The following is an 11,357-nucleotide window of genomic DNA, read 5'->3' as shown; positions in this document are numbered from 1 at the left end:
CGTGCCTTCACCGGCAACCTGTGGATGCCACCCGTCGCACTCGACGCCTGATCAGCGCGAATCACCCAGCGTCACAGATCCTTCTGAATGCTTACAAAATTATGCCGCCGATCGGTCGATTACGCCCGGAGATTGACGGCAAGCGCGTTCGGGCGTTCAGCGGCGACACCGAGGACCGGCGGGAGTTCGCCTCTTTCCTCTCGACGGTGTTGAGCGCCGAAGGCGCCCGCGAGCACGTTAACCGGATCGATCACGCACATGTCCGGCCCACCGAGGAGGTCATGCACGCCGCTTACGAAGCGGTTCGGGGCAGGATGGTCTTTCCGCTGCTAGACGAGCAACGCGAGACAGTAGACAAGGTGATGGCCCTGGTCCAGGGCGGATTCAGTGCCAACTCCAAACAGGTGTTCATCGTCACCGGCGGACCTGGGACCGGTAAGACCGTCTTGGCGCTGGAGTTGCTGGGCATGCTCAACGGCATCAGTAGCTCCGCGGCACACGCCTCAGGGAGCGCAGCGTTCTCCGCAGCCCTACGCCTACACGTGACCGGACGTCATGGCCACATTCACGATCTTTTCACCTATTTCAATCAACACCGGCACCGCGAGCCCAACCACTTGAACGTCTTGATCTGCGATGAGGCACATCGTCTGCGCAAGACCTCTAATAATCGCTTCGACAAGTACGAGCAACGCTCGGACATCCCTCAGATCCACGAACTAATCCAGGCAGCACGAGTACCGGTGTTCTTGCTGGACCCCGACCAGATCGTGCGCAACGATGAAATCGGCTCACCCGAGGAGATCAGGCAAGCCGCCTTGGCCCTGGGAATTCCAGACGAACATATCCACCACATCCAGTTGCAGCGGCAATTTCGCCACAGCTACTGCCCCGAGTACGTCGACTGGCTTGAGGACCTGCTGGGCTACGGACCGAATCCCCGCCCCTGGGTGTACCAAGGCGACTTCCAACTCCTACGAGCCGACACACCGCAGCAGATGGAGGATTACCTGCGAGCGCAGATCGCCCTGCACCATTCGGCACGCATCACCGCAGGCTACTGCTGGGACTGGACCCGCAGATATCTGGGCAGCCGGCTAGCCCTCGACATCCGCATCGGCGACTGGAAACGCCCGTGGAACGCCTACAAAGGCAACAAGCGCCGCAACATTCCCGACCGCACCCTCTGGGCGACCGACCCAAACGGTTTCGAACAGATCGGATGTATCTACACGGCCCAAAGCTTCGACTGGGACTATGCCGGCATCATCATGGGATACGACTACACATGGGCTGGCGATAAATGGGTATCGGCCAACAATAAAGATCGAGCAACCTGGGGGGACGAACGTCATCGGCTAGTCCGCAATATCTACCGTGTCTTGGCCAGTCGCGGTAGGCACGGGGTCGTGCTGTACTCTACTGACCGCGCCACTCGGGACCTACTGATCGAACTGCGGGTACCACCAATAGAAGCCGCCATGGGGGCCTTATACGAGCAGCGCCCAGAGTTGGCAAGACCGCTCCCATCGCCCCCAATACAGGAAGCGCTCCCATGGTGGCACAGCAACGGTTGAACCTTTCATCCGTACGAGGGCAGCCGAGAATCATAAGGGCTCATCAAAACGCAGGATATTCCGGATAGAATCTTGCGACCCTGGAGGCACTGTCGAGATGTTCCCGCAGGTAGATGGCCATATATCGGTGCCAGCACCACCGCTCTCTTACAGCGGGCGTCGCCAGCTGAGGCTGTAACTATCCCGGACTCAGGTTCGTGGCAGGAGACTACGCAGAAAGCGCTGCGTATCCGGATCCGTCGCATAAAGACGGGTGCCACGCGTACCACGTGTGGCGAGGACGCGGTAGGTGTTGAGAGCGTAGATGAGGTATTTCTCGGGTGGCAGATAATTGACTTCTCGGTCGTAACTCTTACTCGGTCGGCCTTCCCACCCCGAAGGGGTGCGTACGAGGTCGTCACCGACGATAACCGCACCGTAGTCGTACTCCAGCCCTTGGGCGGTGTAGATGCAGCCGATCTGCCGGTGGCCACCGGGATCGGTAGCCCAAAAGGGACGACCTGGGATGTCTGAATCCACGCCTATGGCTTTGTTCGTCTGAGAGTTCCAGGGACGCTTCCAGCTCTGCGGCGTTCCCCACTCGTCCACCCAATTGATGGACACTTCAGGTAGCAGTGGTGGCTTCGGCGGAGACTTCCACGGCCAGCAGAAGCCTGCCGCGATCCGGGCGCTGTAGCCGCGCTCGATGTGGGAGTTCGTCCAGGCCTCGAGTTCCTGAGGGGATTCGGCAAGAGCCAGATCGTAGTCGCTGCCGTTCCATGCCAAAGGCGAGCCTTCATGGGCGAAAAGATCGTCGATCCAGCGCAGATAATAATGGGAACCGGCGCAGCGGAACTGTGTGGTTAGGTCAATGTGGGTAAATGCGTATCTCATGTACGCGGCCAAACGGCGCAGCTCCTCCAGGGTCGTGCCCTCGCTCGGACGGATGATCTGCCGCTCGTCCAAGAAGAGGACTATCGCCCCACATCTTTCTGCCAGCCACTGCAGTCTGTCTGGGAATCCTGACGAGCGCCGCTTTGCATCGGTACGCAGGCGGTGCGCTTCGTCGATCAACACGATGCTGTCTTTCGACAATCCGCCAGGCACTCCCCTTGTGATAGTCGTGATCAGTCCTTTGGCCGCGTCACCGACTGCTCGGCCGAGTTGCTGGGTCAGGGCGCCGGAGGGAGACAGCAGCCGGGGATTCGCCCCATCGAGCCGGCAAAGATCTCCGAGGACGCGGGCCGCAATGGCGGTCTTGCCCGTGCCGGGCCCTCCCGTGACGACGACGATGTGACCAGGTTGGCCGTCGCGGATCGCGGTAGCGGCGTCACGAATGTGCAGGCGAGCCTTGTCCTGGTCACCGATGAGGGTGAAGCCTCCGGTCCCTCTGATGGCATCGGCGACGCGGGACAGCAGCTTTGGGGAGGGCTGGTGCCGTGTTTTGAGGAATCGCATAACGAGCGGCTCCGGAGCCGGTCTGAGGCCGCCGCAGGCCATCCGGTCGGCGAGCACCCCGGCTGGTGCCTTCGGGTCCAGGTCCCGCCGCCCAAGGATCGGATATGCCGAGCTGGGGCCACCTTTGACTGCCTCACGCAGCCCTCCGACGAAATGTGGAGCGGCGTTGTGCATCACAACGACCCCTCTGACCTCCAGGTCGATGAATTGGCTCACCCAGTTGGTGAGGTAGTGCGCATAGCTGCCGACCTGACGTGCCGGATGCTCCTCAACCCTCTCGCCGACTTCAAGCAGTAACGCGTCACTTGCACATGGTGTCGCGTGCTCCCATTGCTTGAGCTCCACCACGACCGCCGTCAACCTGGCGTCGTCTACTCGCTGGCCCAGCACCACGGCGTCGACGCGTTGCCCGGTCCCCGGAAGCGGATATTCCAGCAGGATGCGCAGGCTCCCCAGACCGGCTGCGGTGAGAGCGTCCAACAGCACAGGCCAACTACGCTCCCAGCTCCTTCGCTCTCCCGGTCCAGGCGCTACGCCGTGGGCGTGGGTGAACCGACGGACACACTCGGCGAAGAACCGCGGATCCCGCACCTGCGCGGCAGCTTGCGCGATGGTCCCGTCGAACAGATGCATGTATTGATTTATAAGGGATAGGACCCACTTTTCCGGACATGATGGGCAAAGGGTGTGCCGTCGAGTGGATCATCCGAGTTCACGACGGAGTGTGGGGCGGACCGGCGGACAAGGTGCAGGAACGACGGGCACCACGTCGGAGTCCTGCTGCGGTTCCTCAGTGGCGATGTCCCCCGCTACTCTTTGGGCGACCATGCGATGCGGCCCGACGGGCTTCCGCACTCGTACGGCTCCGGCCGGAGCGGATAGGCCCCCACCCGCACGGGTATTCTCGTGCTGCCCTGGGGGACATCTGTGACGGCGCTGCGGCTGTCTGTCGATAACGTACTCGCCTCTCCCAACGAGGCCGTCCTGGCGGAAGCCATCGCCGAACATGTGCGGGCAACCACCGGTCACCGGTCCTCTCCCTCCGAGGTCAGGTCCTGGCAGCGCAGCCTGCCAGCACTGGCCCGCGATCTGGCCGACGCCGGATTGCACAGGGTCGAGATGCTCGTGGAGTACAAGCTCCCGCTGACCAGCAAGCGTGCCGACGTTGTGCTCGCCGGCGTGCATCCGCGGACCGGCGAAGACTCCTATGTCGTAGTCGAGCTCAAGCAGTGGAGCCGTGCTGAACCCTCTGAGTCGGGCGAGCATCTCGTCATCGTGGATGGCATGCCGGGTGGCGACACGCTTCACCCTGCCGAACAGGTGCGCCGATACTGCGAGTACATGCGCGACTTCCTGGGATCGCTCAACGGCAATCCGGATGCCGTGTACGGAGCCGCGTACCTGCACAACGCCATGGACTTGGACGTCGACGGTCTGTCAGATCAGGTCCGCGACGAGCGCAGCAGACTTTTCACCAAGCAGCGGCGCGGCGAGTTCCTGCGCTACTTGAGTAACCGGCTGTCCGACAAGCCAGGAGCCGAGGCCGCCGACCGACTTCTCAGCAGCGCGGTCGCGCCGAGCAAGCAGCTCATGACGTACGCGTCTGCGGAGATCCGCGAGCGTGAACAGTTCACTCTGCTGGACGAGCAGCAGGTCGCGTACGAGGTGATCGTCGGCGCCGTCGACAAGGCCAGGCGGGCGGACTTCAAGCAAGTCGTCATCGTCACCGGTGGTCCAGGCAGCGGCAAGAGTGTCATCGCCCTGTCGCTGCTCGGTGAGCTGTACAGGCAAGGGCGTACGGCCCTGCACGCCACAGGCTCGCAGTCCTTCACACAAACCATGCGACGTTACCCCGGTCGCGGCAGTACCCGGATCAAGAACCTGTTCACGTACTTCAACAGCTTCATCGATGCCGAACAGAACAGCCTGGACGTGCTGATCTGCGATGAAGCCCACCGCGTCCGCGAAACCTCCACCAACCGCTTCACCCCTGCGGCGAAGCGCACTGGGCGCAGCCAGCTCGATGAGTTGCTGTCCACGGCCCGGGTACCGGTCTTCCTGCTCGACGAACACCAAGTGGTACGCCCTGGGGAACTCGGCACCGTGGAAGGCATCGAGCGCTACGCCCGCTCCAGGGGCTACGACGTCCGGCGGGTCTCCCTCAACCAGCAGTTCCGATGCGGCGGCAGCCGCAAGTATGAGCAGTGGGTGCTCCGCCTGCTCGGCCTGGCCGACGGAGGCCCCACGGCGTGGGACGGTGACGAGGACTTCGGGGCAAAGCTTGCCAACTCACCAGAAGAACTCGAATCTTTCCTTAAAGCGCAGACTGGCACCGCCCGTATGACTGCCGGCTTCTGCTGGCGCTGGAGCGACCCACTGCCCAACGACACCCTTGTCAACGACGTCGTCATCGGCGACTGGTCACGGCCATGGAACACCAAGAAAGATCGCGCTGTTGGGAACTACCCGCCCAGCATGCTGTGGGCGAGCGAGCCGAACGGATTCGGGCAGATTGGTTGCGTCTACACGGCCCAGGGCTTCGAGTACGACTGGAACGGCGTCATCTTGGGACCTGACCTCACCGTCAGGGATGGGCGACTGGTCACCGTGCGCGCGGAGAACAGGGATCCTGCGTTCAAGAGTCGCAAAAGCGTTCCCGACAGCGATTTCGACCAGCTCGTTCGCAATGTGTACAAGGTCCTTCTCACCCGCGGCATGCGCGGAACGATGATCTACGCAGTCGACCCCGAGTTGCGGAACTTCCTCGCTGGCCTCATACGCACGGCTTAGGCTAAACCAGCCTTCCATGAACTCGCGAGCAGCCTGGGCTTGCTGATCTGCGATGCCTGGTCCGTGCGGCGGACCCGATAGTTGCCGCCGCAGGCCAGGAGCTCCTAAACGACCGTAACGCATGAGCAGGTGTAGCCGAGGATCCGGCAGCGGGACGGCTTATCCGCAGTCCACTCCAGGAGGGTCTTCGGGCCGTCTGACCGGTGGGGTGGGTGTGGAGAAAATCCAGGACAGGGCCATGTCTTCGTCGGCATTCGGGTGGAGCCGGGGTGTCAGCCGACACACCCCAGCAAGTCGCGGCCTGGCACGCGGCCCAAGTCTTGCGCCAACTCCTTCCATACCTCGAAAACAAGCGATGAGCGATTTCACCCTGGGTGTCATCAGCTCAATGGCGGCGACGGCACTCTGCGTCGCGGTGGGATGGATCCTTTCCGCGCGTGCGCGCGACTGGGCCGTCGCCATGCTCTCCCGATATTCGGGATTGGGGGTACGCAAGCTGCACCACCAGCAGAGGCGAGCGGCGGACGAGCTGGCCGCCGATCTCACCAAGGCGCGATGGGTCAGGGTGCTCACCGGGCGCGGCAACGAGCTCACTCGGGACGCTTTCGCGCCCATCTGGTCGGGCGCGGTACGGCCCCTCGATGCGGTACGGGTGCTGCTTCCCGACCCCCGGCCGAGTTCCTGGCTGGTCAGGCGCGAGGAGTCGCTGCGGCGGTTCGACCGGGGGCTGCGACCGGGCATGCTACTGGAGCAGGTTGCGCAACAACGCCGAGTACGTGCGGCAGGTGGCGCTGCACCTGGACGTTGTGGAGCTGCGCTTCTACGACCTGCCGAATCTGTATCGCATCATCCTGACCGACGAGGTCGCATACATCACCCTGTACGGCGACATGGAGCACGGCCGCAATTCGCCGTGCTTGGTCGCGCGGCGGCCGGGACTGCTCTACGGGCTCGCGCTCCGCATCTTCACCAGTACCTGGGAGGCCGCGGTTGAACCAGCGGGAGGAGGAGAGGGACGATGACGGCCACGTTCGGTTGAAGGTGACACTCCAACCATGACGCTGCGCATCGCGAAATCCGGACTCAAAGGACACGACCAGGCGCGAGTAGATCTGCCAGCGGCCCCGATGTCCATCGCCACGTGCTCCGCCAGGCGGGCCTGCTTGTGAAGCTGACGAGCTCAAGCGGTTTTATGAAAGCTACTTGGCGGGGCGCGGTATGACGATGAACTCGTCGGTGTCAGTGAGTTTCCTGGCTGGACAGCCTGCCTGTGAGGGGAGCACTACGACCGGGGCGTCCATCGTGCCGCCCACGGCAACGCCCTCCAGAACCTTTCCGCTACAGGGATCTTTCCCGGACGCCGGTACGACGATCTGAACACTGGTCGGAGTCTTCACATTCATAGAAGCAGCTGGAAGCGTCTGCAGCCCTAGAAGGAGGAGAAAGCTTGCCACGAACGGCGCGCCCACCAGCTTCATGCCCTTTGTCAATCGCTCGTATCGCTGTTGAGTTTCGAAGGCCGCTGCAGCGTCCACGACGCACTGGACGCGTCTTTCAAGGTCGAGAACAAGAGTCGCCAACGCTGCGTTGTCCACAGGGTTTCCTAGATCGTACCAACGTGTCCCTATTTGCATCTTTTCTCCCGTTTGGGGCAGCAGTGACGCCTTGTGGGCTGTGGCCAGGTCCATGGCGAGTCGCCAGATAGCATCCCGAGAAGTCCCCAGCAAGTCCATACGTCGCTTGACGACCAGATAAGAGATGAGCGCGGACGTGGGCTCTTCTAGACGGTGATCCGGAAAATTGCTGTTGTCCGCACGGTCGAGTTCGGCGAGCTCGCCGATGCTTCGACGACGCACGGCCAGAACCGCGGCTGCGCTGTAGAGCGTCCATACGACGCTTGCCAGGGCGGTGAGGAACCCCAGCAGAGCCAACGCAACTGCCCACGGCCCGACCTCGGTAAGATCCGAGAAGTTTCGTAACTGAATTGGGACGACTAATACAGCGACTGCCGAAGCACTGCCTCCCACAAGCCAGCGCGCGGCCACACGCAGGTCAGCAGCGTGGGACACGTCGTTCGCTGCGGACGGTGTCGACTCAGTTGCGGGGATGCTCATGGCCAAGTCCTTCTCTGTATTGCGGCGACGGGTCGCATCGGGAGGGGTAGATGTAGTACAAAGGTAGTACGCAGATTTGCGGAGATGTCTTATGATCCTTGAGAAGTCACGAGCAGGTCGAGGAGACGTGCGTATTTACAAGATGCGTGACCTCAATCAGAGAACGGCCGAAGTGATACAGGAGATTAACGACTCCGGCAAGCCTGCGATCATCACCCGTCATGGCAAGTTCGTGGCGCTCATCTCTCCTTTGCTCAACAAAGGCTTGGAAGGCGAGCTGATCGCCCGCTACCTGGAACGGGCGGCCGGCGAGAGTGGGCAGGAGCCGACTCAGGCCGATAATGATGCCGAAGCAGGCGATCAGCTGACGGAAGAACTGGCAAGGCGTCTCGGTATCGACTGGCCTTGACTATGCGCCAAGTGATTCCAAGTCCGAGGCGTGGAGCACGCGCATGATATAGAAGGCTATATGCCCGCCTTCTGATTTGCGATACTCCAGGTCAGTGGGCTCGCGGTAGACCAAGTAATAGTCGGCCGATTCATCGCAAACACCCGGGTTCTCCAAGTCCGGGGTTGCGCGCCGCCATGCCATCCTCCCCTCGAGGCCACGGATCCACCCCTCGTCGGACGATTTTTCGCGCGGCGGGAAGCGGAGCTCTTCCTCCGCTATTTTCAGGAGCCTGTGCTGAATGGCCTTGTTTCCGATTTCCACTAGATCGGTATTCGCCATCCCGCGCCACAGGGCTCTGGACACATTCCCTCCCCGACTGCCAAGACTTTCCTTGTGGCTGCCCAGAGCGTGTGGCGTATCGCATCTCGTGCCGCAGCGACCTCCTCAGACCTCTGGCTGCTTACCTGCGAAGCACTCCTGTCGCATCCGCAGGCCATCTCTCCGCACCAAGCCCCGTGATGGGCATCACACTCCGTCAGGTCAACCGCAATGCAAGGTAGTAAAGTGCTACCTTGCATCGCATACCCTAGCAGAGGGCAAGGAAACGGTGCACAACCCGCCACGCCGGTAACGTGAGCGGCACCTGCGCTGGTGGTTGACGTCATCGGGCAGTCGAGAGACCCCCAAGCAGGTTGAGGTAGCGTGGGCTCGTCGCGTTGCACGCTGCAAGCAAGCAGGCAAGCCATGGGCGACTACGGAAGGTGAGGTGCAGTGTGGTGGATCAACGCGGCCCCGTTATCCAGGGAGCGCTCCTCCGGAGAAGACTGGCGGAGCTGCGCAAGCAACGCGCTCTGACCCAGGACGACGTCGCCAAAGCTCTGGAATGGCACACGTCCAAATTGATCCGGATAGAGGGCGGGCGGACCGGGATATCAAAGGTTGATCTCGATGCGCTGGGGCGTCTCTACGCTGTCACCGACTCCGCCGCCATGGACGAACTCCACAAGCTCAATCAGGGAGCGCGTGCCAAAGCGTGGTGGAGCGACTTCAAGAATGACGTAAGTAGCGCCTATCTGGCCTATGTGGGATTCGAAGCCGGAGCATCTACGATTAGGCAGTTCCAGCCCTTGGCCGTCCCCGGGCTGCTACAGACACGGGCGTATGCGGAGACTCTTGCGCATGCGGAAACCGATGCGGATGCCCTCGATAAACTGGTCAGACTCCGCCTCATGCGCCAGGAAACACTGAGGCAGCGCCTGAATCCCCCGCGCGAGATTTTTGTGCTAGACGAAGCGGTAGTTCGCCGGCACGTCGGGGTGCGTCGAGATCGAGCCATTATGCCGACCCAACTTCGTCATATGGTGAGCATTGCGGAGAGCAGCGAACACATCAGCATCCGGGTCGTACGTTTCAATGCCGGATCACACGTCGGAATGCTTCGCGGCGCTTTCACCTTGTTGGAGCTCGATAGCGGGCTGGGCGAATTGCTGCACATCGAATGCGGCGATGTCCATGAGACGGTCACCGGCGATGATCCGCGCGTCTCCGACATACGCGCCGATTTCGAGGCCATCCTCGAGGAGGCGTTGGGCCCAGCCGAATCGCTTTCGTTCATCACCGCCGTCGCTGACGACATGATGTGAAGCCAACCTGCTCTCGTGTGCAGGAGTACCACCAGCTGGCCTTGCCGCCAATTTGAGCGGCTCTGTACGCTCTTGACTGGCCAGGCTATTCTCAGTACCGACATTGGAGGATAGCTTGATGACTCAAGGTCCTGGCGATCCGCCTGAACTGATCTGGCGTAAGAGTTCCGCGAGCGCCACGGGCGAGTGTGTGGAGGTTGCGTTCGGCCCAGCATCTGCTTACGTGCGGGACTCCAACTCACCTGACGGAACCGTCCTTGAGGTCAGTCGTTCCGACTGGGCCGCCTTTGTGATTGGCGTACGAAGGGGCGAGTTCGACTGGCCTTGAGTCGACGACTCCCCGCATGGGAAACGTTACCCTCCGACAGATGGGCCGAGAGACTCCCAGCCTGAAATCGGGCGCCTCCTAGGCAGAATGCCTTTCTGAGAGTTCGCGATTCACGGTTTCGAAATCCCCAAGGACGCTGATGCAGTTTCCTTGCCGGTACGCAGTCGCCATTCATTAGCTGAGCTGGGTTTATGTGGTTGCCAAGCGGGCGCGTTTGTGGAGCCAACGGGCTCGGGCTTGGTGGCGGCGTCGCCAGGCTGACCGGTGGGCGGCGTGTGGCAGTGAGGGTGTCGCGGCGTCGAACAGACGCTGTGCAGGAGAAACAGTGGGCGGCGGCCGGATGCCTGCACCCGCCCGCCGCTCCGGCTACCGAGGACTGGGTCGGCGCGCACGCCCGGCGCTGCGGTCACTGTCCTGGCGATCACCGTACAGGTCGTGTACGGCAGCGGAGTCCTCAAGCACGCTTGCCCTGCGGTGTGAACCAAGGCTCCGAACCACCGCTGAGGTCCGGTCAGTCACCGCCTCCGATGATGAGGCAGGTGGTGGTGGCGTGGGCGACCAGTTTCCCCTGGTCGTCCAGGACCTTGCCTTCTGCTGTGGCGGTACGGCGGCCGGCGTGGATGACGTTCCCCTCAGCGATGAGCGTCTGACCGCCGGTGTGGGCTGCCCGGATGTAGTTGACCTTGAGTTCGAGGGTTGTGTAGCCGACACCCGCGGGGAGGGTGGTGTGCACCGCGCACCCCATGACGGAGTCCAGGAGTGTGGCCGCGATGCCGCCGTGGACGGTACCGAGGGGGTTGGCGAAGTCGGGCCGGGTGTCGAGCGAGATGACGATGCGGCCGTGCTCCACTTCGTCGAACCGCATACCGAGCAGCCTGCCGATCGAAGGGATGTCGGGTTCGGTCGACCGCACGGACTGTACCCAGCGCATCAGTTCGAGGCCCGACAGAGCGGTGAAGTCGGTCGTGGACACGGATTGCTCCTTGCGGTGGTGCTAATAGAGCCGTCGGGTGACGGTCAGTCCTGGAGGCTTCGATGCGGGAGAGCACGGGCTTGTGCCAGGTGGAGGTGGTGCCG

The 11,357-nt window shown here is 62.2% G+C and carries 10 protein-coding genes; 6 read left to right on the top strand and 4 right to left on the bottom strand.

All coding sequences use genetic code 11. The features are described 5' to 3' along the window. A partial coding sequence (locus AB0F17_RS64605) for a DNA/RNA helicase domain-containing protein (RefSeq protein ID WP_358047001.1) occupies positions 1-1,577 on the top strand: 1,577 nt, incomplete at its 5' end. Between the two features lie 189 nt (positions 1,578-1,766). Here AB0F17_RS64605 and AB0F17_RS64600 read toward each other — a convergent pair. Beyond that, a complete protein-coding gene (locus tag AB0F17_RS64600) occupies positions 1,767-3,647 on the bottom strand; it encodes a DNA/RNA helicase domain-containing protein (RefSeq protein ID WP_358046998.1) in 1,881 nt (626 codons plus the stop codon). Between the two features lie 294 nt (positions 3,648-3,941). On the opposite strand from AB0F17_RS64600, the gene AB0F17_RS64595 reads away from it, so the two are divergent. Both AB0F17_RS64595 and AB0F17_RS64590 read left to right on the top strand, forming a co-directional pair. Continuing rightward, positions 3,942-5,804, top strand: coding sequence for a DNA/RNA helicase domain-containing protein (locus AB0F17_RS64595; protein ID WP_358046995.1), 1,863 nt, complete (start codon positions 3,942-3,944; stop codon positions 5,802-5,804). Positions 5,805-6,559: 755 nt separating this feature from the next. Continuing rightward, positions 6,560-6,826, top strand: a complete 267-nt coding sequence (locus AB0F17_RS64590) for a hypothetical protein (RefSeq protein ID WP_358046992.1) — start codon at positions 6,560-6,562, stop codon at positions 6,824-6,826. 177 nt (positions 6,827-7,003) lie between these two features. On the opposite strand, the gene AB0F17_RS64585 is transcribed toward AB0F17_RS64590, so the two are convergent. Further along, positions 7,004-7,918: a hypothetical protein gene (locus AB0F17_RS64585; protein WP_358046989.1), complete on the bottom strand. Its 915-nt coding sequence runs from the start codon at positions 7,916-7,918 to the stop codon at positions 7,004-7,006. Positions 7,919-8,045: 127 nt separating this feature from the next. Between AB0F17_RS64585 and AB0F17_RS64580 the strand changes: the two genes are divergently transcribed. Beyond that, positions 8,046-8,327: a type II toxin-antitoxin system Phd/YefM family antitoxin gene (locus AB0F17_RS64580; RefSeq protein WP_358046986.1), complete on the top strand. Its 282-nt coding sequence runs from the start codon at positions 8,046-8,048 to the stop codon at positions 8,325-8,327. Here the strand turns inward: AB0F17_RS64580 and AB0F17_RS64575 are convergent, their stop codons facing one another. Then, complete coding sequence (locus tag AB0F17_RS64575) at positions 8,328-8,672, bottom strand: hypothetical protein (protein WP_358046983.1); 345 nt, start codon at positions 8,670-8,672, stop codon at positions 8,328-8,330. Positions 8,673-9,085: 413 nt separating this feature from the next. Between AB0F17_RS64575 and AB0F17_RS64570 the strand changes: the two genes are divergently transcribed. Both AB0F17_RS64570 and AB0F17_RS64565 read left to right on the top strand, forming a co-directional pair. Further along, positions 9,086-9,952 carry a helix-turn-helix transcriptional regulator gene (locus AB0F17_RS64570; RefSeq protein WP_358046980.1) on the top strand — a complete coding sequence of 289 codons (867 nt, stop codon included), beginning with the start codon at positions 9,086-9,088 and terminating at the stop codon, positions 9,950-9,952. A gap of 118 nt (positions 9,953-10,070) precedes the next feature. Continuing rightward, positions 10,071-10,280: a DUF397 domain-containing protein gene (locus AB0F17_RS64565; RefSeq protein ID WP_358046977.1), complete on the top strand. Its 210-nt coding sequence runs from the start codon at positions 10,071-10,073 to the stop codon at positions 10,278-10,280. 511 nt (positions 10,281-10,791) lie between these two features. On the opposite strand, the gene AB0F17_RS64560 is transcribed toward AB0F17_RS64565, so the two are convergent. Next, positions 10,792-11,253, bottom strand: coding sequence for a PaaI family thioesterase (locus tag AB0F17_RS64560; protein WP_358046974.1), 462 nt, complete (start codon positions 11,251-11,253; stop codon positions 10,792-10,794). Positions 11,254-11,357 lie beyond the last annotated feature (104 nt).

Origin of the sequence: Nonomuraea sp. NPDC026600 (assembly GCF_040638335.1) — a bacterium.
GTDB lineage: Bacteria > Actinomycetota > Actinomycetes > Streptosporangiales > Streptosporangiaceae > Nonomuraea.
Note: the sequence above shows the minus strand (reverse complement) of the source record. Positions and strands in the feature narration are given on the sequence as shown.

Coding starts and splice junctions, on each gene's coding strand:
- AB0F17_RS64600 (WP_358046998.1), bottom strand. CDS start 3,647: ATGCATCTGTTCGACGGGACCATCGCGCAAGCTGCCGCGCAGGTGCGG.
- AB0F17_RS64585 (WP_358046989.1), bottom strand. CDS start 7,918: ATGAGCATCCCCGCAACTGAGTCGACACCGTCCGCAGCGAACGACGTG.
- AB0F17_RS64565 (WP_358046977.1), top strand. CDS start 10,071: ATGACTCAAGGTCCTGGCGATCCGCCTGAACTGATCTGGCGTAAGAGT.